The sequence below is a fragment of the Mesorhizobium sp. GW821-FHT04C10 genome (assembly GCF_059420305.1).
In genome coordinates, this window is record NZ_JBWKTL010000001.1 from 1 (window position 1) to 24567 (window position 24567).

The window sequence follows — 24567 nt, forward strand, 5'->3', positions numbered from 1 at the left end:
ATGGCGGTCTCCAGCGATGCGGAACAGAAGTTCGACCGGGTCAAGACCCAGTTGAAGGCGCGCCTGGGGGCTGAAGTCTATTCGAGCTGGTTCGGCCGGATGAAGGTCGCGGAGGCATCCAAGGGCATTGTCCGCATCTCGGTGCCCACCGCGTTCCTGCGCTCGTGGATCAACGGCCACTATCTCGACCTCATCTCCGAGCTGTGGAAGCAGGAGGATGCCGATCTCCTCAAGATCGAGATCGTGGTGCGCACGGCCACCCGCCAGGGACGCAGCCATGCGGAACCGGAATTGGCCCCGGCACGCAAGATGACACGGCAGACGCAAACGGCATTGGCCGCCGGCACCGTGAGCCCCGGCAGGGTGGAACGCCCCCCGGTGCCGCGTCCGGGCGCCGCGACAGAGAGCGAGTTCCGCCACAATGTGCTGGGATCCCCGCTCGACCCGCGCTACACGTTCGGTTCCTTCATCGAAGGCCCGTCGAACCGGGTGGCTTTCGCCGCCGCCAAGGCCGTGGCGGAATCGCAGTCGAGCGCAGTGCGATTCAATCCGCTTTTCCTGCACGCGACTGTCGGGCTCGGCAAGACCCATCTGCTGCAGGCCATCGCGGCGGAATCGCTGAAGCAGAATCCCAAGTCGCGCGTCGTCTATCTCACCGCCGAATATTTCATGTGGCGCTTCGCCACGGCGATCCGCGACAACAATGCGCTGACGCTCAAGGAACAGCTGCGCGACATCGACCTGTTGATCATCGACGACATGCAGTTCCTGCAGGGCAAGTCGATCCAGCATGAATTCTGCCATTTGATCAACATGCTGCTCGACAGCGCCAAGCAAGTCGTTGTCGCCGCCGACCGGCCGCCGTCGGAGCTGGAATCGCTCGAGCCGCGAGTCCGCTCGCGCCTCAATGGCGGCGTCGCGCTCGAAATGTCGGCACCTGATTTCGCCATGCGCCTCGGCATGCTCAAGCTGCGCCTGGCCACGGCCCGGGTTGACGACGCGTCGCTCGACATTTCAGACGAAATCCTCAATCACGTCGCCCGCACCGTGACCGGCAGCGGACGCGAACTGGAAGGCGCGTTCAATCAGCTGCTGTTCCGCCAGTCGTTCGAGCCGCAGATCACCATCGACCGCATCGACGAGATCCTCGGCCATATCTATCGCACCGGCGAGCCGAAGCGGGTTCGCATCGAGGACATCCAGCGCATCGTGGCGCGCCACTACAATGTCTCGAAGACGGAGTTGCTGTCCAATCGGCGCACGCGCACCATCGTCAAGCCGCGGCAGGTCGCCATGTACCTGTCGAAGGTGATGACGCCGCGCTCGCTGCCCGAAATCGGACGGCGCTTTGGCGGCCGTGACCACACCACGGTGCTGCACGCCGTGCGCAAGATCGAGGACCTGTCCGGCAACGACAACACGTTGGCGCAGGAACTCGAGCTGCTGCGGCGGTTGATCAACGACCAGGCCTGAACGGACCGGGACAGGCAAGCCAGAACCGCAGCGGAATTCAATGGCTTGCCTGCTCCGTGGTCGCGCTGAAATTGGCTCGCGGCACTGGCTGGCGGCGATCCGGATTCCGGATTCAGCACCCTGCCCGGCGGTCTTCGCGGCCTTTATCCCCAGAAAGCCCGCGCACCCGGCCGGAACCGGCGGCGCGGGCTTGCGTTTGCTGGCTTTTTCCTGTCAGTTTACGCAGATTCTGAGCCTGTTCAGACCTTTCGCGGGGCGCCGCCAGCCGGAGACCCGCTCATCCTTTCAAGCGAGCCTGTTTCGTCATGCGTGTTATCCTGGAACGGTCAAATCTCCTGAAGTCGCTCAACCACGTCCATCGCGTGGTCGAACGGCGCAACACGATACCGATCCTGTCCAATGTGCTGCTCAGCGCCGAGGGCGCCAGCCTCGAAATGAAGGCGACCGACCTCGATCTGGAGGTGACGGAAGCGACGCCCGCCAAGGTCGAGCGCGGTGGCGCGACGACGGTTCCGGCGCACCTGCTCTACGACATCGTGCGCAAACTCTCGGACGGCGCCGAGGTGATGCTGAAGACGGATGAAGACGGCAACGCCATGACGGTGACGTCGGGCCGATCGAGCTTCCGCCTGCAATGCCTGCCGCAATCCGATTTCCCCGAGCTCTCCGCCGGATCCTTCTCGCATATCTTCCGGCTCGACTCGGTTGCCCTGAAGGGGCTGATCGAGAAGACGCAATTCGCCATTTCCACCGAGGAAACGCGCTACTATCTCAACGGCATCTACCTGCACACACATGAAGTCGGCGGCAAGCTGAAGCTGCGCTCGGTGGCCACCGACGGCCACCGCCTGGCGCGCGCCGAAATCGATGCGCCGGCGGGCTCCGAGGGCATGCCGGGCATCATCATTCCGCGCAAGACGGTGAGCGAGCTGCAGAAGCTGGTCGACGACCCGGATGTCGCCGTGACCACCGAACTGTCCGACACCAAGATCCGCTTCACCATCGGCAGCGTGGTGCTGACCTCGAAGCTGATCGACGGCACCTTCCCCGATTATCAGCGGGTCATTCCGACCGGCAATGACAAGAAGCTGATCCTCGACCGCCAGAGTTTTGCCGCCGCGGTCGACCGCGTCTCGACCATCTCCTCCGAACGCGGCCGCGCGGTGAAGCTTTCGATCAGCGAAGGCCAGGTGACACTTGCGGTCAACAACCCGGATTCAGGCAGTGCCACCGAGGAACTGGCCGCCGACTATTCGTCCGACCCGATCGAGATCGGCTTCAACGCCAAATATCTGCTCGATGTCGCCGCGCAGCTGACCGGCACGGAAGCCAAATTCATGCTGGCCGATGCCGGTTCGCCGACACTGATCCACGACATGGCCGACGAGACCGCGCTTTACGTGCTGATGCCGATGCGGGTATAGCCGGCGCTTCATCATCGGTCCGGTTCTGCGGCGGGACCCGCAGCGACAACAATGGCGACTTCTACAGGCGGATAGCGGTTGCCGGCACAAACCCATATAAGTAGGCTTACACTTACCAATTTTCGCAACTATGCGGCGCTGGCGATCGATCTCGCCCCTGGGCCCGTGGTCTTTTCCGGCGACAACGGCGCCGGCAAGACCAACCTCCTCGAAGCGATTTCCTTTTTAACGCCCGGACGCGGCCTGCGCCGTGCGCCCTATGCCGATGTCGCACGCGAGGGCGGCGATGGCGGCTTTGCGCTGCACGCCCGTCTCGACGGGCCTGACGGTCAGGTCGAGATCGGCACGGGCATTTCCGGCGGTGAGGGCGAAGGCGGCAGGCGGGTTCGCATCAACGGCGCGACCGCGAGATCGGCCGAAGACATGCTGGAATGGCTGCGGGTGGTGTGGCTGACGCCGGCCATGGACGCGCTGTTCACCGGACCGGCCGCGGATCGCCGACGCTTTCTTGACCGGCTGGTGCTGGCAATCGATCCCGGCCATGGGCAGCGGGCGCTCGACTACGAAAAGGCGATGCGCGGCCGTAACCGATTGCTGACGGATGGGTCCCGGGACGATCGCTGGTTCGAAGCGATCGAGATACAGATGGCCGAAACCGGCGTCGCCATTGCGGCGGCGCGCGCCGAACTGGTGCGCCTGCTCGCCGCCATGATCGACAGGCTGCCCGACACCGGACCGTTCCCGCAGGCCGACATCAGCCTCTCCGGCGATCTGGAAGCCGAAGTTTCCGCCGCGCCGGCAGTCGATGTCGAGGAGCGGTTCCGACGGGCGCTCGCCGACGGCCGCGATCGTGACCGCGCCGCCGGACGAACGCTCGAAGGGCCGCACCGTTCCGATCTCCTGGTGAGACACAGGCCCAAGGCGATGCCGGCCGAACTCTGTTCCACCGGCGAGCAGAAGGCACTGCTGGTCGGCATCGTCTTGTCACATGCCCGGCTGACCGGCGAGATGTCGGGCCTGACGCCGATCCTGCTGCTCGACGAGATCGCCGCTCATCTCGACGGTGGGCGGCGGGCGGCGCTGTTTTCCATCCTAGAGGAGTTGAACTGCCAGGCCTTCATGACGGGTACCGATGCCGCGCTGTTTTCCAGCCTGCAGGGCCGCGCGCAGTTCCTGACCGTCGACCACGGCACGGTTGGGCCAACCAAAGGCTCCTGACAAGGTTTTTCAGCCGCTATATGGTCCTGACATGACCACCGCGCTCACCTCCGACGAAATCGAACGCTATGCCCGCCACATCGTGCTGCCCGAGGTCGGCGGCCCGGGCCAGCAGAGGCTCAAGCAAGCACGGGTCCTGGTGATCGGCGCCGGCGGGCTGGGCGCGCCGGTGCTCGAATATCTTGCGGCCGCCGGCGTCGGCACGCTCGGCATCATCGACGACGACACCGTGTCGCTGTCCAATCTGCAACGCCAGGTCATCCACGGTACCGATACGGTCGGCATGCTGAAAACCGAGAGCGCAAAGGCGGCGATCGCCCGCATCAATCCCAACACCGCGGTCGAGACCCACACGGTCCGGCTGAGTACGGAGAACGCCCCTGCCCTTGTCGCCCGCTACGACATCGTCGTTGACGGTTCCGACAATTTCGAGACCCGTTATACGGTGGCCGATGCCTGCGCGGGCGCGCGCAAACCGCTGGTGCATGCCGCTGTCGGTCGTTTCGACGGCTCGGTGACGGTGCTGAAGCCCTTCGAGAACGGCAAGGATGGCAAGCCGAACCCGGGCTATCGCGATCTCTTTCCGGAAGCTCCACCGGCGGGCCTCGTGCCGTCCTGCGCCGAGGCCGGGGTGCTTGGCGCGCTGACCGGCGTCGTCGGAACGCTGCAGGCGATGGAGGCGATCAAGCTGATAACCGGTATCGGCGAGCCGCTGGTCGGCAGGCTGTTGCTCTATGATGCGCTGGCCGCACGCTTCGAAACGATCCGCTACGCCAGGCGCTGACCTTGACGCAAACGACGCCCCTTTCCATCGACCACATTTCGGTCGGCTTCAACCGCTGGGACGAGGTGCTTGCCCTGATCATGCGTGCCTTCGCCTTCATGGATGGCGTTATCGACCCGCCGTCCTCCGCTCATCTGCTCACCGTAGACACACTGCGCGACAAGGCCGGGCGGGAGACCGGTTTGGTGGCCTTCGACGGCGCCAGGATCGTCGGCTGCGTCTTTGCTCTTGAAAGGGCAGATGATTTCTACGTCGGCAAGCTCGCGGTCGACCCGGACTGCCAGGGGCAAGGCATTGGCCGGCGGCTGATGCGGGCGGTCGAACTGCTCGCGCTCGACCACGGCAAGGTGGCACTGGAGTTGCAGACACGGATCGAACTCACTGCCAACCATGCCGCCTTTGCCCGCCTCGGCCTCCACGAGACCGAACGGACGGCGCATGACGGCTACGCCAGGCCGACCTCGATCACCATGCGCAAGGCTCTTTCGTAACTTTTGGCTTTCGCTTGAATACGGCGAGCCGGTCAGGTCCTGAGCGGCAGCACGCGGTCCGGCGGGCGGTGGCCATCGACGAATGCCCGGATATTGATGATGACCTTCTCGCCCATGTCGATGCGGCCTTCGAGCGTCGCCGAGCCCATATGCGGCAGAAGCACGACCTTGTTCCTGGCGGCGAGCTTGAGCAGCTTGGCATTGAGCGCCGGCTCGTGCTCGTAGACATCGAGGCCGGCGCCGGCGATCTTGCCGTCCTGGATCAGCTTGACCAGCGCTTCCTCGTCGATGATGTCGCCGCGCGCGGTGTTCACGACATAGGCCGTGGGCTGCAGCAGAGCCAGGCGCCGTGCCGACAGAAGATGGAAAGTCGCCGGCGTCGACGGACAATTGACCGAGATGATGTCCATGCGGGCCAGCATCTGGTCGAGACTTTCCCAATAGGTCGCCTCAAGCCCGTCCTCGACAGCCGGCAGGACGCGATGGCGGTTGTGGTAGTGGATGGAGAGGCCGAAGGCCTTGGCGCGCCGAGCGACGGCCGTGCCGATACGCCCCATGCCGACAATACCGAGGCGCTTGCCCCAGATACGCCGGCCAAGCATCCAGGTCGGCGACCAGCCCGCCCATTTCTTGTCGCCGGTGAGCACATTGGCGCCTTCCGCGAGCCGTCGCGGCACCGCCAGCATCAGCGCCATGGTCATGTCGGCGGTGTCTTCGGTGAGCACATTCGGCGTGTTGGTGACGGTGATGCCCTTCTTGGCCGCCGCCGCCACGTCGATCTTGTCGACGCCGTTGCCGAAATTGGCGATGAGCTTGAGGTTGTCGCCGGCCTGGGCGATCAGCGCCGCGTCAATCTGGTCGGTCACCGTCGGCACCAGCACGTCGGCCTCCTTGACGGCGGCAACCAGTTCGGGCTGCGTCATCGGCCTGTCCTCGACATTCAGCCTCGCGTCGAACAGCTCGCGCATGCGGGTCTCGACCGGGTCGGGGAGCTTTCGCGTGATGACCACGAGAGGCTTCTTTTTGCCTGGCATTGTTTCCCTCGTTGAGACCTCTTTAACCAAGACCGGCGAAACTGAAAGCCGGTCGCGGTAGCCGATTTACCCATGTAACAAGCGGTGCCGCCGAAGACAAAGAAAAAGGGGCGCCGAGGTCACCGGGCCAGCGCCGAAAGGAACGAAAGTGTCTGGTTTCGCGTCGCTTCGCCTGACCCTCAGCGCAGCATTTCTCGGCGCTCTCCTCTATTCCCCGCTCGCCGCGGCGCAGAGCGCGGCCGCACCCGCCCAGAGCGCCGTCACGCTCGGGCCGAGCGGCCTGCCATTGCCGCGATTCGTCAGCCTCAAATCCGGACGCGTCAACTCGCGCGTCGGCCCCGGCGCCAATTATTCGGTCGACTGGATGTATATGAAGGCAGGGCTGCCGATGGAGATCATCCAGGAGTTCGATACGTGGCGCCGCGTGCGCGATGCCGACGGTTCGGAAGGGTGGATCAACCAGTCGCTGCTGTCAGGCCGGCGCACCGCGATCATCGCGCCCTGGCAGCGCGGCAAGGGCGCCCAGATCAATCTTCTGCGCAGCCCCGACAAGGATGCCAGCGTGGTGGCGATCGTCGAGCCGGGCGTCATGGGCACGATCAAGTCCTGCGACGGCCAATGGTGCGAAATGACGCTCGACGGCCATACTGGCTGGCTCGCCCAGGCGGCGGTCTGGGGCGCCTATCCCGGCGAGCGGGTCAAGGACTGAGGTCGTTCCGCTCGCGCCCGATACGGCCGAGATGGGTATCCTGAAAACCGGTTGACAGTTTCAGGCCATGGCCCGATGCGCGGTCGATGGCGATGTGGCGATCCAGACGGCCGCACGACAGCCGATTCGAGCCTGATTGTCAGATTGTTACAGTCTTGCCGGTCATTCCTGGCGCTTGGGGCGCAATCTCACCACGATATCGACATTGGCGATTTCCATGCCCTCGGGCGGGTCCGGCAGGTTGGTGACCGTCACCGGGCCGCTTGCAATGTCGAAAATCCGGTTCTCGCCTTCGACGTAGAAATGATGGTGGTCCGAGGTGTTGGTGTCGAAATAGGTCTTGGCGCCCTCGACGGCCAGGATGCGCAGCAGTCCCGCCTGGGTGAACTGGTGGAGCGCGTTGTAGACCGTGGCCAGCGACACCGGCACGCCGGCGGCCAGTGCTTCCTCGTGCAATTCCTCGGCCGACAAATGGCGGTCGCCCTTGGCAAAAAGCAGGTCGGCCAGCGCAATACGCTGGCGCGTCGGCCTCAGGCCGGCTTCACGCACCCGCTTGTCCACAGCGACATTTTCCTTCCGGCAGCCCCGGTCCATCTGGTCTTCCAAGCTTGCAGTCCCGCTTCAAGACACGCCCAGAATGGCAAAAAAATGAACGTCTGCCGAAACCGGACCCCTGTCGACATATATTCTGTCGTCCGAATGCGATCAATAGCGCGCATTGACCCGGGCAGACTGGCGGGTTAAGCGCAAACGCCGGTTTCCGGCCTGAAACAGATTGTGTTAGGACACCAACGACAAGGGCGCGCTACCGCCCGGACGATATGGGGACGAGATTGATGGCGGGTAAATCCAGCTACGACTACGAAGAATTGCTGGCCTGCGCCCGCGGCGAACTGTTCGGAGAGGGCAATGCCCAGCTGCCCTACCCGCCCATGCTGATGTTCGACCGCATCACCGAAATCAGCGAGACGGGCGGCGCCTTCGACAAGGGCTTCATCCGCGCCGAGTTCGACATCAAGCCGGACCTGTGGTTCTTTGCCTGCCATTTCATCGGCAATCCGATCATGCCGGGATGCCTCGGCCTCGACGCCTTGTGGCAGTTGACCGGCTTCTATCTCGGCTGGCTCGGCGAACCGGGCAAGGGAATGGCGCTGTCGACCGGTGAGGTCAAGTTCAAGGGCATGGTCACCCCATCGGTCAAAAAGGTCGAGTATGGCGTGGATTTCAAGCGCGTGATGCGTGGCCGACTGGTGCTCGGCATCGCCGATGGCTGGATGAAGGCGGATGGCGAGCCCATATATGCGGCTACCGACCTGAAGGTCGGTCTGTCCAAGCAGTCGGCGGTCGCTTGACCGCAGTCCTGGCCGACCAACTGGCCAGCATCCCTGGAAGGAGTTGCGAATGAGACGTGTCGTAGTCACAGGCCTCGGCATCGTGTCGTCGATCGGCAATAATGCCAACGAGGTGCAGACCTCGCTGCATGACGCCAGATCCGGCATCAGCTTTTCCGATTCCTTCGCCGAACATGGCTTTCGCTGCCAGGTCTGGGGCGCACCTACACTCGACCCGTCCGCCATGATCGATCGCCGTGCGATGCGCTTCCTGTCACAGGGCGCGGCCTGGAACCACGTCGCCATGGATCAGGCGATCGCGGATGCCGCCTTGAGCGAAAGCGACGTCACCAACGAGCGCACCGGCATCGTCATGGGCTCGGGCGGCCCCTCCACCCGCACCATTGTCGAGGCGGCCGAAACCACGCTCAAGAACGGCAGCCCCAAGCGCATCGGTCCGTTCGCGGTGCCAAAGGCGATGTCGTCGACCGCGTCGGCGACGCTGGCCACATGGTTCAAGATCCACGGCGTCAACTATTCGATCTCATCGGCCTGCTCGACCTCGGCGCATTGCATCGGCAATGGCTACGAACTGATCCAGTGGGGCAAGCAGGATATCGTCTTTGCCGGCGGCCACGAGGATCTCGACTGGACGATGTCGGACCTGTTCGACGCCATGGGCGCCATGTCGTCGAAGTTCAACGACAGGGCATCGGCCGCTTCCCGCGCGTATGACGTCAATCGCGACGGCTTCGTCATCGCCGGCGGCGCCGGCGTGCTGGTGCTGGAAGAGCTGGAACATGCCAAGGCGCGCGGCGCCAAGATCTATGCCGAGATCGTCGGCTACGGCGCGACCTCGGACGGCCACGACATGGTCGCGCCTTCCGGCGAAGGCGCGGTCCGCTGCATGCGCCAGGCGCTGGCGACGGTTTCCACGCCGATCGATTACATCAACACCCACGGCACCTCGACGCCGGTGGGTGATTCCAAGGAAATGGGCGCCATCCGCGAGGTGTTCGGCGAGAAGATGCCGTTCATCACCTCGACGAAATCGCTGACCGGCCATTCGCTGGGCGCGGCCGGCGTGCAGGAATCCATCTATTCGATCCTGATGATGCAAGGCGGTTTTATCGGCGAGAGCGCCCATATCGAAACGCTCGATCCTGAATTCGAGGGCATGCCGATCGTGCGAAAGCGCATCGACAACGCCAAGATCGACACCGTCCTGTCAAATTCCTTCGGTTTCGGCGGCACCAACGCGACGCTCGTTTTCCAGCGCTATTCCGCATAAGGCCAGCGTTTTTCTAAAAGGATTGCCTGACATGGACGGACTGATGAAGGGCAAGCGCGGGCTTGTCATGGGTGTCGCCAACGACCATTCGATCGCCTGGGGCATCGCCCAGAAATTGTCCGAGCATGGGGCGGAGCTCGCCTTCACCTACCAGGGCGAGGCCTTCGGCCGCCGGGTCAAGCCGCTCGCCGACAGGCTGGGCGCGTCGCTGGTCGTTCCCTGCGATGTCGAGGACAGCGCTTCGGTCACCGCCACGTTCGAGACGCTTGGCAATGCCTGGGGCGGGCTGGATTTCGTCGTCCATGCCATCGGCTTTTCCGACAAGAACGAGTTGAAGGGCCTTTACGCCGACACCAGCCGCGACAACTTCGTCCGCACCATGGTGATCTCCTGCTACTCCTTCACCGAAGTCGCCCGCAATGCCGCGCCCCTGATGACGCAGGGCGGCTCGATGATCACGCTGACCTATGCCGGTTCGGTCCGCGTCATGCCGAACTACAATGTCATGGGCGTCGCCAAGGCCGGCCTCGAGGCCAGCGTGCGTTACCTCGCCAATGACTATGGCCCGCGCGGCATCCGGGTGAACGGCATCTCGGCGGGACCGGTGCGCACGCTGGCCGGCGCCGGCATTTCGGACGCCCGCCACATGTTCTCCTACCAGCAACGCAACTCGCCGCTGCGCCGTACCGTCACCATCGACGAGGTCGGCGGCTCGGCGCTTTATTTGCTGTCCGACCTCGCCTCCGGCGTCACCGGCGAAATCCACTATGTCGATTCCGGCTATCACATCGTCTCGATGCCGACGCTCGATGAGTTGAAGCAGACGGATGGCTAACGAGCCCTGAAACGGGTCAAGGCGACACGTTTCGGGCAATATGGATGGAGCCGTTTCGCGCAAATGGTCCTTTTTCCAGTAAAGAAATAATCCTCTCCAGTAAAATTGGATGCATTCGCGGAAACTCATTTTAAGAGGATTTCCGCTATAGAGGCCCGCAATCTGGGGACCTTTGAATGCCTGCCGTCAGCAACCCGAAGCGAACACCGGTGTTCCGACTGCTCACGATAGCAAGTTCGGGGATTGGCAGTTTCGTCCTCGGCATCTGGGGTCTGAAGCACGGTCTCGGCGCCGAGTTTGCCGGCATATCGGTGGACATGATGGTCGCGATCATGGCTGCGCTTTGCGCACTCGCGGCATCGGTTGCGGCAATGTCCTTCTTCGCCGGCGTCGATGAATCGGCGGATTTCGTTTTCAACGAAACCCATTTCGACAAGCTGACGGGACTTCTGGCGCGACCGGCGATGGTCGGCAAGATCGCCGAGGCGGCATGCGTGACAAGCCGGACCGGAGAACCGGTGTTCCTGATCGACATCGACATCGACCGGTTCAAGCAGATCAACGACGCGATTGGCTATAGCCAGGGCGACGAGTTGATCCGCGCCTTCACCAAGCGGCTGCAAGACAGCGTGCCCGCACGCGCCCTGATCGGGCGCATCGGTGCCGGGGAGTTCGCGGTATTGCTGCCGGATCACCAGATCCCAGGGACGATGGAGGGCATGATCGAGCGGCTCATCGACGAGATGATGGAGCCCTATGAACTCAGCAGCCATCAGCAATCGGTGAGCCTGTCCGTGGGCATCGTGGCCATGCCCAAGGATGGCGTCGATCCGGTCCTTATCCTGCGCCGGTCCAACCTGGCGCTGCAGCATGCGCGCGCCAGCGGCGTTGGCAACTGGTCGGTATTCGACAGCGAGATGGGACGAGTCGCCGACTATCGCCAATGGGTGGAATCCGAGCTGCACACGGCTTTCGAACGTGGCGATTTCGACCTCCACTATCAGCCGCAGCTCGACCTGCCGAGCGGCCGAATCGTCGGCTATGAAGCGTTGATCCGCTGGAACCATCCTGAGCGAGGCATGATCCCGCCCATGGAGTTCATCCAGATCGCCGAGGAAACCGGGATGATCAACCCGATCGGCGAATGGGTCCTGCGCAAAGCCTGCAACGACGCCCGGCATTTGCCAGACGACTGTTTCGTCGCCGTCAACATTTCGCCGGTCCAGTTCATGACCAAGGATTTCGTCGGCATCGTGCGCGACACGATGCGGGCCACTGGCATCAAACCGTCGCGGCTGGAGCTGGAAGTCACAGAGACGGCGATGATGCAGGATCGAGATCGCGCTGCCGCCATCCTGAAAGAGCTTGCCGAAATGGGCATCTCCGTTGCCGTCGATGATTTCGGCACCGGCTATTCGAACCTCAGCTATCTGATCGATTTCTCCTTCGGCAAGCTGAAGATCGACCGCTCCTTCGTCAGCCGCATCGATACCGATTCCAGCTCCGGCGCCGTCGTCTCGACCATTGTCGGGCTTTCGCGCGCGCTTGGCGTCAGCATCATTGCCGAAGGCGTCGAGACCGAGAGCCAGGCCACGCTGCTGCGGGCAGCCGGCTGCGAGGTGGTGCAAGGTTATCTGTTCGGCCGGCCGGCGCCGCTCAAGATCGGCCTTGGTGGCGGGCAAGCCACGGAAGAGGCCCGACGCGTCGCCAACCTGCACTGACCGCGATACGCATCGTTTCAGCGACGCGCGACAAACACCTTGAACATGCCGTCGCGGGCAAGCTCCGCATGGCTGGCGAAGGCGGCCGACAGCACGGGCTCGTAGGGAAGCTGGCGGTTGGCGACCATGACCAGCCTGCCACCGGGCTTGAGCGCCTTGGCTGCCGCGCGGATCATGCCGGCGCCGATCTCCGGCTCCGCCGCACGGCTGCGATGAAAGGGCGGATTCATGGCGATGACGTCATAGCGGCGCTCGACAGGCTCGGCGAGCAGATCCGTCCAGAAAAAGCCTTGCGCCGCTGTGTCGACGAGGTTTCCCTTGGCAGCCTCCAGCGCATCGAAATCCGCCTCGTAAAGATCGAGCCCCGACAAGCCGGGCAAGCGGGCAGCCATCTCGGCCGCCACATAGCCCCAGCCGGCGCCAAAATCGGCACCACTGCCGCGCAGATCGCCGGGCAAATTGTCGACCAGCAGTTTCGAACCCGCATCGACGCGATCGAAGGAAAACATGCCGGGGGCGGTGCGGAACCGATCCTCGACCAGCAAGGCGGGGTTGGCGGCGCGAAATGCCGCTGCAGCCCGCATATCCGCCGGGCGGCGCAGCCAAAAGGCAATGCCGTGATATTTCGGCATATGCCCGTCGAGCGGCACGAGCTCGTCGACGCGCTTGCGCAGGCTGGCAATGCCGTCGTCCTTGCCGCCAGCGATGACGACCAGTCCGCCCGGCACCACGCGCTCGAGAGCCTCGGCAATACGCAGTTCATTCTGGCCGCGATGGCGGCCGGCGAGCACAAGGGCGGCATCAAAACCGTCACCCACCGGTTGCGGCGTGACCGTGAAACCCGCCGCCTGCAACGCGCGGAAATGCGGCCGGAAGCCCTGTACGAGATGCAGCGAGGCCTCGAAGCCCGGTGGTGAGCGCAGGCCGGGCTCGGCGCCGAGGAAGAGGATGCGCTCGCCCTTTCCCGGCATGGCAAGAGCCTCGGCCTCGAACGGATGGAAAAGCGTCTTCAGCGCTTCAGCGGACATTCCCTCTACCTTCCAAACGAAAACGGGCGCGACATCAGCCGCGCCCGTTTCGATTTCCGTGTCAGACCAATCAGGCGGCGTCTTCTTCGCCTTCGGCCTTCTTCTCGCGCACGACTTCCTTGCCGGTGGCCTGGTCTACGACCTTCATCGAGAGGCGGACCTTGCCGCGCTCGTCGAAGCCCATCAGCTTGACCCAGACCTTGTCGCCTTCCTTGACGACATCCGAGGTCTTGGCAACGCGCTCATTGGCGAGCTGCGAGATGTGGACGAGACCATCGCGGGGACCAAAGAAGTTGACGAAAGCGCCGAAGTCGGCGGTCTTGACGACCGTGCCTTCGTAGATCTCGCCGACTTCCGGCTCGGCGACGATGGTGTGGATCCACTTCTTCGCCGCCTCGATCTCCTTGGCGTTCGAGGAGGCGATCTTGACCGTGCCGTCGTCCTCGATGTTGATCTTGGCGCCGGTCTTCTCGACGATCTCGCGGATGACCTTGCCGCCCGAACCGATGACGTCGCGGATCTTGTCGGTCGGAATGTGCATGACCTCGATGCGCGGCGCGAACTCGCCGAGTTCGGCGCGGGCGCCGGTCAGGGCATGCGCCATTTCGCCGAGGATATGCTGGCGGCCATCCTTGGCCTGATCCAGCGCGATCTTCATGATCTCCTCGGTGATGCCCTCGATCTTGATGTCCATCTGCAGCGAGGTGATGCCGTTGGCGGTGCCGGCGACCTTGAAGTCCATGTCGCCGAGGTGATCTTCGTCACCCAGAATGTCGGACAGAACCGCGAAGCGCTCGCCTTCCTTGATCAGGCCCATGGCGATACCGGCAACGGGCTTGGCCAGCGGCACGCCGGCATCCATCAGCGCCAGCGAGGTGCCGCAGACGGTGGCCATCGACGATGAGCCGTTGGACTCGGTGATCTCCGAGACGACGCGCAGCGTGTAGGGGAACTGGTCAGCGCTCGGCAGCATCGGCCGGATGGCGCGCCAGGCCAGCTTGCCGTGGCCGATTTCGCGGCGGCCCGGCGAACCCATGCGGCCGGTCTCGCCGACGGAATAGGGAGGGAAGTTGTAGTGAAGGAGGAACTTCTCCTTGTACATGCCGGTCAGCGAATCGACATACTGCTCGTCTTCGCCGGTGCCGAGCGTGGCAACGACCAGCGCCTGGGTCTCGCCGCGGGTGAACAGCGCCGAACCATGGGTGCGCGGCAGCACGCCGACTTCGGAAACGATCTTGCGGACCGTCTTCAGGTCGCGGCCATCGATTCGCGAGCCGGTGTCGAGGATGTTCCAGCGCACGACCTTGGCCTGGAGTTCCTTGAACACGGACCCGATCTGCTCGGAGGTGTATTTGGGGTCTTCGCCTTCGGCCGGAGCGAACGCGGCCTTGACCTTGGCCTTGACGGCGTCGACGGCGGCATAGCGCTTCTGCTTGTCGGTGATCTTGTAGGCTTCACGAAGCTCGTCGCCGACGATGTTCAGCATTTCGCCTTCAAGCGCGGAATAGTCGGGCGCGGTGAAGTCGCGTGGCTCCTTGGCGGCAACTTCGGCCAGCTTGATGATGGCGTCGATAACCGGCTGGAAGCCCTTGTGGCCGAACATGACAGCGCCGAGCATCAGCTCTTCGCCAAGTTCCTTGGCTTCCGACTCAACCATCAGCACGGCGTCGGCGGTGCCGGCGACGACGAGGTCGAGCTTGGATTCCTGCATCTCGTCGATGTGCGGGTTGAGAACGTATTCGCCGTTGATGTAGCCGACGCGCGCGCCGCCGACCGGCCCCATGAAGGGAACGCCCGACAGGGTCAGAGCGGCCGAGGTGGCAACGATCGACAGGATGTCCGGATCATTCTCGAGGTCATGCTGGACGACCGTGACAACGATCTGGGTGTCGTTCTTGTAGCCGTCGGCGAAGAGCGGACGGATCGGGCGGTCGATGAGGCGCGAAACCAGCGTTTCCTTTTCGCTCGGACGGCCTTCACGCTTGAAGTAGCCGCCCGGGATCTTGCCGGCGGCGTAGGTCTTTTCCTGGTAGTTGACGGTCAGCGGAAAGAAATCCAGGCCGGGCTTGGGCTCCTTCATCGAAACGACGGTGGCCAGAACCTTGGTCTCGCCGTAGGTGGCGAGCACGGCGCCGTCAGCCTGGCGCGCGATCTTGCCGGTTTCGAGGATGAGCGGGCGACCGCCCCATTCGATTTCCACTTTGTGTTGATTGAACATGTCTTGTCCTTTGTATGAGGAAAGGCCGCGCCGTTTCAGCGTGCGCGGGTGCCCTTTCCCCTGGCTTCCTTTCTCGGGCAGCCACGGGCAAGACAACGGGAGGCTCGGGTTTCATCGGCGCGGTGGCCTTCGAGCGTCCTGCAATCCTGCCCCATGACCGTCCATGGGTGGCTTCGAGTGGCCCTCTGCGCGCTCGAAGCCGGATATGGCCAATCGATCAACTGGCCTGCGCACAACCCCGAAGCCCACGGCTTACGGAACGCGTCATGCGCAAATTCCACTTTTCGAGCGTCCGTCCGGCATCCGGAAGGGTGCGCGGCGCTCCAGTCCTGCATTCGAGATCGGGTTGGCCCGGGGCTCGAATGCGCGACCGGCGGACTCCTTGAAGGAGCCCGCCGGTCAATTCGTCAACGGCGCAGACCGAGCTTCTCGATCAGTGTCTGATAGCGCGCGTCGTCCTTGCGCTTGAGATAATCAAGCAGGCTGCGGCGCTGGGACACGAGAGCGAGCAGACCACGGCGGGAATGGTTATCCTTCTTGTGGTCCTTGAAATGGTCGGTCAGGTTCTTGATGCGCTCGGAAAGGATGGCCACCTGGACTTCCGGAGACCCGGTATCGCCCTTGGCGGTAGCGAATTCGCCCATCAATTCCTTCTTGCGCTCGGCAGTAATCGACATCGTGTTTTTCCTTATCTGTTTGAGGAAACGGGTCGCCCTCAGCCGGGATGTCGTCCAGCAGGGGCCGGTGCAAGCAAAGCGTCGTGGCGCTATGCTGCGGCGCATATAGTGCAATTCCCGGCAAAACACCAGCCCAATTCACCAAGCCGGCTTTTCAGCCCCAAATGGCAAGTTTTGCCGCAGTCAAAGCCATTTCTTCCATTTGAAGAACGCAATCAGGCTGACCGCGATAACAGCCATGAACAGGAGCGCCTCCGGATAGCCGTAATAGGCCTTCAACTCCGGCATGTTCCAGGGCGAGCTCTCGGGATCGAAATTCATGCCCCATACACCGACCAGGAAGGTGAGAGGCATGAAGATGACCGAAACGATGGTGAGATAGCTGATGACGTCGTTGGTGCGCGCCTGGCTCAGCGACAGATGCATCTCGATCAGGCCGGTCAGCATGTCGCGCTGGGTCTCGACGAGTTCGATCAGCCTGAGCGAATGGTCGAGCGTGTCATTGAGGAAGACCTTGGTCTCGGCTCTGACATAGGGCACTTCGTTGCGGATCAGCGTCGCCAACGCATCGCGCATCGGCCACAGCACGCCCTTCAGCACATTGGCGTCGCGCCGCAATTCGTGCAGCTGCCGCATCTGATGCTTGTGCGGCGAATGCAGCATCTCATCCTCGATGCTGTCGACCAGGTCGCCGGCCCCCTCGATAGGCGGAAAATAGCTGTCGACGATAGCGTCGATAAGCGCGTAGGCCAGATAGTCGGCGCCGCGGGTCCGCAACCGGTTGGGCGCCGAACTCTCGATGCGCTTGCGCACCGGGTCGAACGGATCGCCCTCGCGCTCCTGGAAGGTGACGACGAAGTTTTCGCCGACGAAGAGAGCGATCTGTTCGTAGCGATGCGAGGTGACATCGTCGATCATGCGCACGACGACGAAGGCATGATCCTCGAAGAAGTCGACCTTCGGCCGCTGGCCGGTGTTGACGACATCCTCCAGCGCCAGCGGATGCAGGCTGAAGATGCGACCGATCTCCTCGATCAGCCCGATGTTGGCGAGGCCGGTGCAGTCGAGCCAGATCACCGGCCATTTCCGGCAATTGGCCTCGACGTCGGCGATGCTGGCATTGTCGATGGTCTTGAACTTCTGCGGCGAGATCAAGGTCAGCCGCAATTCGGAGTGTCGCGCCGCTGGATCGGCGATCAGCGTACCCGGCGAGGCGCCGACCGGCGGCCGCCTTATCTTCACCGGCGCCCGCTTTTTCACCGCCTCGGCTTTTGCCATGTGCCCCTCGAGCGTAGAGTCGACGTGAAGTTAGAACCTTGTTCTCGCAATTTCGAACAGAAAACCGTTTTCGCACTTTTCCTGGGATTGCGTCAGCCGTCAGCCGGCAAAGACCCGCTTGGGCTTGAACATGCCCTGCTCGATCGCGCCGATGGCGACCAGCTTGCCGCGCGCCGTGGCGCAGGCCTCTTCGGCCTCTACCGGCGCATCGCGGCCGCGAATGATGACGGGATTGCCGAGACGGATCTTGGTTGCCGCATCATCGCTTATGGCGATCTGCGGCAAGCAGTCGAGAGCCGCCGATGTGTCGACAAGAAGCGCATCAATGGCATCGAAGTCGACGGGGATATCTATCGGCTCGGCGCCGTCGGCGGCCTCCGGTTTGTCCTCACCTTGTGCTCCGAAGCGGGCCGCCTCGAGCTCGGCGATGGTGACGAAATCCTCTTGCGTAAACGGCTCGACCTCGACCCGGCGCAGGTCGGAAATATGGCCGAAGCAGCCAAGGTCGCGGCCCATGTCACGAGCCAGCGAGCGCACATAGGTGCCCTTGCCGCATTCGACCTCGAAAACCGTGTGATCAGTGTGGTGCTCGATGATGTCCAAACGACCGATCTCGATCTCGCGCGGGGGGATGTCGACCGTCTCGCCTTCGCGGGCAAGGTCATAGGCGCGTTCGCCTGATATCTTGATGGCCGAGAATTGCGGCGGCGTCTGCATGATGACGCCGGTGTATTTCGCCAGCAGCGCCTGGACCTCGGCTTCCGCCGGACTCAGCTCGGAACTCTTCGTCACAGGCCCTTCGAGATCGTCGGTGGAGCGCTCATCGCCCCAGGCGACGGTGAAGCGATAGATCTTGGCGCCGTCCTGCACGTAAGGCACGGTCTTGGTGGCTTCGCCGAGCGCGATCGGCAGCATGCCGGAAGCCAGCGGGTCGAGCGTACCGGCATGGCCGGCCTTTTCCGCCTGGAACAGCCACTTGATCTTGGAGACAGCCTCGGTCGAGCCCATGCCGACCGGCTTGTCGAGCACCACCCAGCCGGAGACCGGCCGGCCCTTCTTCTTGCCGCGGCGCGCCATTATTCGCTGTCCTTGTCTTCGTCTTTGTCTTGGCCGTCCGCATCGAGATCGCGCGCCACTTCGGGCGACTTCAACAGGTCGTTGATCCTGGCGAAATTGTCGAAGGAGGTGTCCAGCCGGAAGCGGAACTCCGGCATGTATTTCATCTGCCTGAGCGCGCCGGAGACACGGCCGCGGACGAATTTCGCATGCTTGTTGAGCGCCTCGATGACGGCGCCGGCATCCTTGGCGCCGAGCGGAGAAACAAAGGCGGTGGCGATCTTCAGATCGGGTGACATGCGCACTTCCGAGACCGAGACGACCGAGTTTTCAATCAACGGGTCGAGGATCTCGCCGCGCTGCAGGGTTTCGGACAGGGCGTGGCGTACCTGTTCGCCGACGCGAAGCATGCGCTGGGACGGGCCAGCCGTTGTTGCTCTTGGCATGAAAACTCTTCCTTCGCGCGGGTTCGAACCGCATCAAATCGCTGACTTAGCGCCGTTGGGCAGGTTTGGCTACCCCACGGAGCCAAGAGTGCCGGTTTGTTCTAGTGCAACGTACGTGGCTCAGGACGCTCAGTCTGTTGGCCAATCTGCCCTGATGTCATGACTGATACGATGTTGTCGTACTCAACCTTCATTTCAGTCTCAGTTCCAAATGCATTCTTCGGGATTATCCAACCGCCTTGTTGCGTCACGAGACCGATGCCGAATTCGGTCAGGGTGATCTTGTCTACCGACCTCCAACCAATATGGGTTTCTGAATCTGTGACGAGCTTTGAGATGCCCGTGCCATTCACCCGGATCAGCGTCGGCTCGGGGTCGAAATGAGCAACCTCTCCTTTTCTCGCCAAGATGGGACTGAGATTGGACATGATGCCTGTAACAATAATCATCATGCCCACAACGCCCATCACACCAGCTAAAGCACCGGTGCGGTCGAGAACATATGTGGCAAGCATAAGCGGGATACCGATGAGCAGATGGTAGGACAATCTTCTCAGGGCGCTGAGACGATTCTCGCTCCGCGCCCTTGAGTAGACTCCTGAAAAATCGGCAGGAGATAGAACAAAGCGGTACTCAAGGCTTCGCTCTAGCTCCATATGCCAACCACTTACAGCGTCCGGGTCACCATCTCGACGCGGAAGCACTCGATGATGTCGCCGACGCGCATGTCCTCGTAGTTCTGGAAGGCCATGCCGCACTCCTGGCCGCCGGGAACTTCCGAAACCTCGTCCTTGAAGCGCTTCAGCGTCTTCAGCGTGCCTTCGTGGATGACGACGTTGTCGCGGATGAGGCGTACGCCCGCGCCACGCTCGACCTTGCCTTCGGTGACACGGCAGCCGGCGATCTTGCCGACCTTGGTGATGTCGAAGATCTCGAGGATCTCGGCATTGCCGATGAAGGTCTCGCGACGCTCCGGCGACAGCAGGCCCGACAGAGCCGCCTTCACATCATCCACGAGGTTGTAGATGATCGAGTAATAGCGGATCTCGATGCCTGCGGCCGCGGCCGCGGCGCGCGCCTGCACGTTGGCGCGAACGTTGAAGCCGATGATCGCGGCACCAGACGTTTCCGCCAGCGAGACGTCGCTTTCGGTGATGGCGCCGGCGCCGGCATGGACGATACGCGCACGCACCTCGTCGGTGCCGAGCTTGTCCAGTGCGGCGTTGATCGCCTCGATCGAACCCTGAACGTCGCCCTTGATGACCAGCGGGAATTCCTTCAGCCCGCTCGTCTGCAACTGCGACATCATCTGTTCGAGCGAGCCACGCTGACCGGCATGCCTGGCCACCGCCTTCTCGCGCGCCAGGCGCTGGCGATACTCGGTGATCTCGCGGGCGCGGGCCTCGTTGTTGACGACCGCGAAGCGATCGCCAGCCTGTGGCGTGCCCTGAAGGCCGAGCACCTCGACCGGCATTGCCGGCGGCGCTTCCTTGATCTGCTCGCCGCGGTCGTTGACCAGAGCGCGCACCCGGCCCCACTCGTTGCCGGCGACGAGGATGTCGCCCGGCATCAGCGTGCCGGTCTGCACCAGCACGGTGGCGACGGGACCACGGCCCTTGTCGAGCTGCGCCTCGATGACGACGCCCTCGGCGGTACGGTCCGGATTGGCCTTCAGATCGAGGATTTCGGCCTGCAGCAGGATCGCCTCGAGCAGCTTGTCGAGATTGGTGCCCTTGGTCGCCGACACTTCGACGTCCAGCACTTCACCGCCCATGGATTCGACGAAAACCTCATGGCGCAGCAGTTCCGAGCGCACCTTCTGCGGATCGGCGTCATGCTTGTCGATCTTGTTGATCGCCACGATGATCGGAACGCCGGCCGCCTTGGCATGGCTGATCGATTCGATCGTCTGCGGCATCACGCTGTCGTCGGCAGCCACCACCAGGATGGCAATGTCGGTGGCCTGGGCGCCGCGGGCACGCATCGCCGTGAAGGCGGCGTGGCCGGGCGTGTCGATGAAGGTGATCTTCTGACCATTCTTCTCGACCTGATAGGCACCGATATGCTGGGTGATGCCGCCGGCCTCGCCGGAGACGACATTGGCATTGCGGATCGCGTCGAGCAGCGACGTCTTGCCGTGGTCGACGTGGCCCATGATGGTCACCACCGGCGGACGCGAGACCAGATCTTCGGCATTGTCGGCGATGTTGAACAGGCCTTCCTCGATGTCGGACTCGGCGACGCGGCGGACCGTGTGGCCGAATTCGGTGGCGACCAGCTCGGCCGTGTCGGCGTCGATGACGTCGCCCGGCTTCAGGATCTGGCCCTGCTTCATGAAGAACTTGACCACATCGACCGCACGTTCGGACATGCGCTGCGCCAGTTCCTGGATGGTGATGGTTTCGGGCAGGATCACTTCGCGCATGACTTTCTCGCGCGGCTCATTGTGCATCGCGCGCTTGAACTTCTCCTGGCGGCGACGCATCGACGACAGCGAACGAGCCCGCGCATCCTCGTCGGAAAGCGCGGAATTCAGTGTCAGCTTGCCACGGCGACGATCTTCCTCGCCCTTGGTCGGCTTGGCCGGACGCGCCACTTCGGGCGTGACCAGGCGACGTACCGGCGCACCGGCGCCCGTCCGCTTCGGCTTGACCTCTTCCTCTTCGTCGACGGTTGCCAGTTCCGCGGCCTGCGGCGCGCGGCGGCGTGCCTCTTCCTCGGCGCGACGGCGCGATTCGGCCTCGGTCTGCAACCGCGCCTCTTCCTCGGCCTGGCGGCGTGCGGATTCCTCGCGTTCGCGCTTGCGGCGCTCTTCATCCTCGGCGCGGCGCTTGGCGTCCTCGGCGGCACGCTGACGGTCCTCGACCTCGCGCACCTTCGAGCCTTCGAGCGCCCTGCGGCGCGCTTCCATTTCACTGCGCGACAGTTCGTTCAGCACCATGCCGCTGCGTTCGACCGGGGGCCGCGGGGGGGGCGGAGGCGGAGGCGCCTTGGGCGCTTCCTGCACGACAGGTGCCGCGACGACGACCGGCGGCTTCGGCGTGAAGACAGGCACAGGCGCGGCAGCAACCGGCTCCGGCTTGTCGCCGGGCAGGGAGAACTTGCGCTTCTTGGTCTCGACCACGACCGACTTGGTACGGCCATGCGAGAAATTCTGGCGCACGGTGCCCTGTTCCATGCCGGGGCGCTTCAGCGTCAAGGTCTTCTTCGGTGTAACACTCAACGTCTTGTCGTCGCCCGATTTCGTATCGCTCATTCCATATCCTCTGCGGGCTCATCTTCGTCAGCAACGGCCGCAAGCATTGCCAGATCGTCCGGGGTACCGCCCCGATATCGGTCGAGCGCAACCATGCGCTTCTGGACCGCCTTACCCGCGTCTCCCGCGAGGACGGCAGCATGTATCACATTTGTACCCCCCAATGCCAAGCTCAACTCGGCCTCGGAGAAAAGTTTGTAGGCAAGGGTGGAAGGGCCGCCGAGATGGACAGTCGCCCGTCGCGCCTGGCTGATCTTGCGCACGCCATCGTCCGATGCTTCGGTCGCGTGGAGCACGAAAAGCGCCAGCCCGCCGCGCACGGCACTCTCGACCTTGGTAGCACCGAGAGCGATCGCGCCTGCCTTGCGGGCGAGACCCAGCATGCCCAGCGCGGATCGGGAGAGCAGTCCGTCGACCATGCCGCCAAGATCCGGCGGCACAACCACCTGTGCCTTGAAGGCGCGGGCAAAAAGGTTCTTGGCCGCCGCCTTGTCGATATGTAGGCGGTCGGCGCTTACCCAGCAACCGCGGCCGGGCAGATTTCTCTTGAGATCGGGAACGACGGCCGAATCCGGGCCGACGACGAACCGGATCAGATCATCCGGTTCGGCCTGCTTGCGGGTGACGATGCAGGTGCGATCGTTCATCTCGTCCTGGGGCGGGTTCTGTGCGATGCGGTTTCACCTCACGCACCAACGGCTTCGTCAGCCGATGCTTCTTCGGCTGCAAGCTCGTCTTCGGTGATCCAGCCGGCCTTGAGGCGGGCATTGAGCACCATCTGCTCGGCATCGGCGCGCGAAACACCGTGATTGGCCAGCACGCCCGGATAGACTTTTGTCTCGCCGTCCTTGCGTTCCTTCCAGCCGGTCAGGTCATCGGCGGCATAGCCGGCGAAATCCTCGATCGTCTTCACGCCGTCCTCGCCGAGCGTCACCATCATGGCGGTGGTGATGCCGGGGATTTCGCGCAGTTCGTCCGAGACACCCAGCGCCTTGCGCTTCTCGTCATGCTCGGCCTCGATCTTTTCGAGATATTCGCGGGCACGGGTCTGGATTTCCGAAGCGGTATCTTCGTCGAAGCCGTCGATCGAGGCGATCTCGCCAGAGTCGACATAGGCGACTTCCTCGACGCTGGTGAAGCCTTCGGAGGCCAGCACCTGGCCGACCATCTCGTCGACATCGAGGGCTTCCATGAACAGCGCCGAGCGCTCGACGAATTCCTTCTGGCGGCGCTCGGATTCCTCGGCCTCGGTCAGGATGTCGATGTCCCAGCCGGTGAGCTGCGAGGCGAGACGCACGTTCTGGCCGCGGCGGCCGATGGCCAGCGACAGCTGATCGTCGGGAACCACCACTTCGATGCGCTCGGCGTCCTCGTCGAGCACGACCTTGGCGACTTCCGCCGGCTGCAGCGCATTGACGATGAAGGAGGCGGCCGAGGGCGACCACGGAATGATGTCGATCTTCTCGCCCTGCAGTTCGCCGACGACGGCCTGGACACGGCTGCCGCGCATACCGACGCAGGCGCCGACCGGATCGATCGAGCTGTCACGCGAGATGACGGCGATCTTGGCGCGAGAGCCCGGGTCGCGAGCGACCGACTTGATCTCGATGATGCCGTCATAGATCTCCGGCACTTCCATGGTGAAGAGCTTGGCCATGAACTGCGGATGGGTACGCGACAGGAAGATCTGCGGGCCGCGCTGCTCGCGGCGCACATCGTAGACATAGGCGCGAACGCGGTCGCCATACTTGTAGTTTTCGCGCGGGATCAGTTCGTCACGGCGGATGATGGCTTCGCCACGGCCGAGATCGACGATGACATTGCCATACTCGACGCGCTTGACGGTGCCGTTGACGATCTCGCCGATGCGGTCCTTGTATTCGTCGTACTGACGGTCACGCTCTGCCTCGCGCACCTTCTGCACGATGACCTGCTTGGCCGACTGGGCGGCGATGCGGCCGAAATCCATCGGCGGCAGCTGTTCGGCGATGAAATCGCCGAGCTGGGCGTCGGGATTGCGCTCGCGGGCCGAAGAAATGGCGATCTGCGTGGCATAGTCGTCGACCTTTTCGACCACTTCCATCAGCCGCTGCAGCTTCATCTCGCCGGTGTTCGGGTTGATGTCGGCGCGGATGTTGGTCTCCTGGCCATAACGCGAACGCGCCGCCTTCTGGATCGCATCGGCCATGGCGGCGATAACGATCGACTTGTCGATCGACTTTTCACGCGCGACCGCGTCGGCAATCTGCAGCAGTTCAAGTCTGTTGGCGCTTACAACCATCTTATTTCTCCCGAGC

The 24567-nt window shown here is 63.2% G+C and carries 22 protein-coding genes and 1 pseudogene; 10 read left to right on the forward strand and 13 right to left on the reverse strand.

Features of this window, described 5'->3' with window-relative positions:
* The 5 genes from dnaA to AC07UC_RS00025 all read left to right on the forward strand — a co-directional run.
* A partial coding sequence (gene dnaA / locus AC07UC_RS00005; protein ID WP_494903289.1) for a chromosomal replication initiator protein DnaA occupies positions 1-1473 on the forward strand: 1473 nt, incomplete at its 5' end.
* A 305-nt stretch (positions 1474-1778) separates the two neighbouring features.
* Positions 1779-2897: a DNA polymerase III subunit beta gene (gene dnaN, locus AC07UC_RS00010; protein ID WP_010913340.1), complete on the forward strand. Its 1119-nt coding sequence runs from the start codon at positions 1779-1781 to the stop codon at positions 2895-2897.
* Positions 2898-2975: 78 nt separating this feature from the next.
* Complete coding sequence (recF, locus tag AC07UC_RS00015) at positions 2976-4115, forward strand: DNA replication/repair protein RecF (RefSeq protein ID WP_494903292.1); 1140 nt, start codon at positions 2976-2978, stop codon at positions 4113-4115.
* A gap of 31 nt (positions 4116-4146) precedes the next feature.
* Positions 4147-4899 carry a molybdopterin-synthase adenylyltransferase MoeB gene (locus AC07UC_RS00020; protein WP_494903294.1) on the forward strand — a complete coding sequence of 251 codons (753 nt, stop codon included), beginning with the start codon at positions 4147-4149 and terminating at the stop codon, positions 4897-4899.
* 2 nt (positions 4900-4901) lie between these two features.
* Positions 4902-5390, forward strand: a complete 489-nt coding sequence (locus tag AC07UC_RS00025) for a GNAT family N-acetyltransferase (RefSeq protein WP_494903296.1) — start codon at positions 4902-4904, stop codon at positions 5388-5390.
* A gap of 32 nt (positions 5391-5422) precedes the next feature.
* Here AC07UC_RS00025 and AC07UC_RS00030 read toward each other — a convergent pair whose 3' ends face one another.
* Complete coding sequence (locus AC07UC_RS00030) at positions 5423-6424, reverse strand: 2-hydroxyacid dehydrogenase (RefSeq protein ID WP_140775484.1); 1002 nt, start codon at positions 6422-6424, stop codon at positions 5423-5425.
* A 148-nt stretch (positions 6425-6572) separates the two neighbouring features.
* Here AC07UC_RS00030 and AC07UC_RS00035 point away from each other — a divergent pair, with 148 nt between their 5' ends.
* Positions 6573-7133 (forward strand): SH3 domain-containing protein, encoded by a 561-nt coding sequence (locus tag AC07UC_RS00035; protein ID WP_140775485.1) that lies wholly within the window; start codon positions 6573-6575, stop codon positions 7131-7133.
* On the opposite strand, the pseudogene AC07UC_RS00040 reads toward AC07UC_RS00035, so the two are convergent.
* Both AC07UC_RS00040 and irrA read right to left on the reverse strand, forming a co-directional pair.
* Positions 7123-7230 (reverse strand): annotated as a pseudogene (locus AC07UC_RS00040) (DUF4260 family protein); the annotation flags it as partial. The gene AC07UC_RS00035 and the pseudogene AC07UC_RS00040 overlap by 11 nt on opposite strands.
* A gap of 65 nt (positions 7231-7295) precedes the next feature.
* Positions 7296-7727, reverse strand: coding sequence for an iron response transcriptional regulator IrrA (gene irrA / locus AC07UC_RS00045; RefSeq protein WP_140775644.1), 432 nt, complete (start codon positions 7725-7727; stop codon positions 7296-7298).
* Positions 7728-7969: 242 nt separating this feature from the next.
* On the opposite strand from irrA, the gene fabA reads away from it, so the two are divergent.
* The 4 genes from fabA (at position 7970) to AC07UC_RS00065 (ending at position 12311) form a co-directional block, all read left to right on the forward strand.
* Positions 7970-8485: a 3-hydroxyacyl-[acyl-carrier-protein] dehydratase FabA gene (gene fabA, locus AC07UC_RS00050; RefSeq protein ID WP_010913332.1), complete on the forward strand. Its 516-nt coding sequence runs from the start codon at positions 7970-7972 to the stop codon at positions 8483-8485.
* A gap of 49 nt (positions 8486-8534) precedes the next feature.
* Entirely contained in the window at positions 8535-9755 is a 1221-nt protein-coding gene (fabB, locus tag AC07UC_RS00055) for a beta-ketoacyl-ACP synthase I (protein ID WP_140775486.1), read from the forward strand.
* Positions 9756-9786: 31 nt separating this feature from the next.
* The gene (gene fabI, locus AC07UC_RS00060; RefSeq protein ID WP_056569944.1) at positions 9787-10590 is read left to right on the forward strand and encodes an enoyl-ACP reductase FabI; all 804 of its coding nucleotides are present in this window, start codon (positions 9787-9789) and stop codon (positions 10588-10590) included.
* Positions 10591-10766: 176 nt separating this feature from the next.
* Entirely contained in the window at positions 10767-12311 is a 1545-nt protein-coding gene (locus AC07UC_RS00065; protein WP_494903299.1) for a putative bifunctional diguanylate cyclase/phosphodiesterase, read from the forward strand.
* A 17-nt stretch (positions 12312-12328) separates the two neighbouring features.
* Here the strand turns inward: AC07UC_RS00065 and AC07UC_RS00070 are convergent, their stop codons facing one another.
* From AC07UC_RS00070 to nusA, 10 genes are all read right to left on the reverse strand, one after another.
* Positions 12329-13339 carry a class I SAM-dependent methyltransferase gene (locus tag AC07UC_RS00070; RefSeq protein ID WP_494903301.1) on the reverse strand — a complete coding sequence of 337 codons (1011 nt, stop codon included), beginning with the start codon at positions 13337-13339 and terminating at the stop codon, positions 12329-12331.
* A 70-nt stretch (positions 13340-13409) separates the two neighbouring features.
* On the reverse strand, positions 13410-15557 hold the full coding sequence (gene pnp / locus AC07UC_RS00075) for a polyribonucleotide nucleotidyltransferase (protein WP_140775489.1): 2148 nt from the start codon (positions 15555-15557) through the stop codon (positions 13410-13412).
* Positions 15558-15964: 407 nt separating this feature from the next.
* A complete protein-coding gene (rpsO, locus tag AC07UC_RS00080; RefSeq protein ID WP_269465810.1) occupies positions 15965-16339 on the reverse strand; it encodes a 30S ribosomal protein S15 in 375 nt (124 codons plus the stop codon).
* 78 nt (positions 16340-16417) lie between these two features.
* Positions 16418-17512, reverse strand: a complete 1095-nt coding sequence (gene corA, locus AC07UC_RS00085) for a magnesium/cobalt transporter CorA (RefSeq protein WP_494903304.1) — start codon at positions 17510-17512, stop codon at positions 16418-16420.
* A 99-nt stretch (positions 17513-17611) separates the two neighbouring features.
* On the reverse strand, positions 17612-18589 hold the full coding sequence (gene truB, locus AC07UC_RS00090) for a tRNA pseudouridine(55) synthase TruB (protein WP_494903306.1): 978 nt from the start codon (positions 18587-18589) through the stop codon (positions 17612-17614).
* Complete coding sequence (gene rbfA / locus AC07UC_RS00095) at positions 18589-19014, reverse strand: 30S ribosome-binding factor RbfA (protein WP_494903308.1); 426 nt, start codon at positions 19012-19014, stop codon at positions 18589-18591. Before rbfA ends, truB begins: the two co-directional genes overlap by 1 nt.
* Before the next feature lie 101 nt (positions 19015-19115).
* The gene (locus AC07UC_RS00100) at positions 19116-19562 is read right to left on the reverse strand and encodes a hypothetical protein (RefSeq protein ID WP_494903310.1); all 447 of its coding nucleotides are present in this window, start codon (positions 19560-19562) and stop codon (positions 19116-19118) included.
* A gap of 119 nt (positions 19563-19681) precedes the next feature.
* Complete coding sequence (gene infB / locus AC07UC_RS00105) at positions 19682-22270, reverse strand: translation initiation factor IF-2 (RefSeq protein WP_140775493.1); 2589 nt, start codon at positions 22268-22270, stop codon at positions 19682-19684.
* Positions 22267-22917 carry an RNA-binding protein gene (locus AC07UC_RS00110; RefSeq protein ID WP_202324674.1) on the reverse strand — a complete coding sequence of 217 codons (651 nt, stop codon included), beginning with the start codon at positions 22915-22917 and terminating at the stop codon, positions 22267-22269. Before AC07UC_RS00110 ends, infB begins: the two co-directional genes overlap by 4 nt.
* 38 nt (positions 22918-22955) lie before the next feature.
* A complete protein-coding gene (gene nusA, locus AC07UC_RS00115) occupies positions 22956-24551 on the reverse strand; it encodes a transcription termination factor NusA (RefSeq protein ID WP_140775495.1) in 1596 nt (531 codons plus the stop codon).
* Positions 24552-24567 lie beyond the last annotated feature (16 nt).

Coding starts and splice junctions, on each gene's coding strand:
- dnaN (WP_010913340.1), top strand. CDS start 1,779: ATGCGTGTTATCCTGGAACGGTCAAATCTCCTGAAGTCGCTCAACCAC.
- AC07UC_RS00020 (WP_494903294.1), top strand. CDS start 4,147: ATGACCACCGCGCTCACCTCCGACGAAATCGAACGCTATGCCCGCCAC.
- AC07UC_RS00030 (WP_140775484.1), bottom strand. CDS start 6,424: ATGCCAGGCAAAAAGAAGCCTCTCGTGGTCATCACGCGAAAGCTCCCC.
- irrA (WP_140775644.1), bottom strand. CDS start 7,727: ATGGACCGGGGCTGCCGGAAGGAAAATGTCGCTGTGGACAAGCGGGTG.
- fabA (WP_010913332.1), top strand. CDS start 7,970: ATGGCGGGTAAATCCAGCTACGACTACGAAGAATTGCTGGCCTGCGCC.
- fabB (WP_140775486.1), top strand. CDS start 8,535: ATGAGACGTGTCGTAGTCACAGGCCTCGGCATCGTGTCGTCGATCGGC.
- fabI (WP_056569944.1), top strand. CDS start 9,787: ATGGACGGACTGATGAAGGGCAAGCGCGGGCTTGTCATGGGTGTCGCC.
- AC07UC_RS00065 (WP_494903299.1), top strand. CDS start 10,767: ATGCCTGCCGTCAGCAACCCGAAGCGAACACCGGTGTTCCGACTGCTC.
- AC07UC_RS00070 (WP_494903301.1), bottom strand. CDS start 13,339: ATGTCCGCTGAAGCGCTGAAGACGCTTTTCCATCCGTTCGAGGCCGAG.
- pnp (WP_140775489.1), bottom strand. CDS start 15,557: ATGTTCAATCAACACAAAGTGGAAATCGAATGGGGCGGTCGCCCGCTC.
- rpsO (WP_269465810.1), bottom strand. CDS start 16,339: ATGCGCCGCAGCATAGCGCCACGACGCTTTGCTTGCACCGGCCCCTGC.
- corA (WP_494903304.1), bottom strand. CDS start 17,512: ATGGCAAAAGCCGAGGCGGTGAAAAAGCGGGCGCCGGTGAAGATAAGG.
- truB (WP_494903306.1), bottom strand. CDS start 18,589: ATGGCGCGCCGCGGCAAGAAGAAGGGCCGGCCGGTCTCCGGCTGGGTG.
- rbfA (WP_494903308.1), bottom strand. CDS start 19,014: ATGCCAAGAGCAACAACGGCTGGCCCGTCCCAGCGCATGCTTCGCGTC.
- infB (WP_140775493.1), bottom strand. CDS start 22,270: ATGAGCGATACGAAATCGGGCGACGACAAGACGTTGAGTGTTACACCG.
- AC07UC_RS00110 (WP_202324674.1), bottom strand. CDS start 22,917: ATGAACGATCGCACCTGCATCGTCACCCGCAAGCAGGCCGAACCGGAT.
- nusA (WP_140775495.1), bottom strand. CDS start 24,551: ATGGTTGTAAGCGCCAACAGACTTGAACTGCTGCAGATTGCCGACGCG.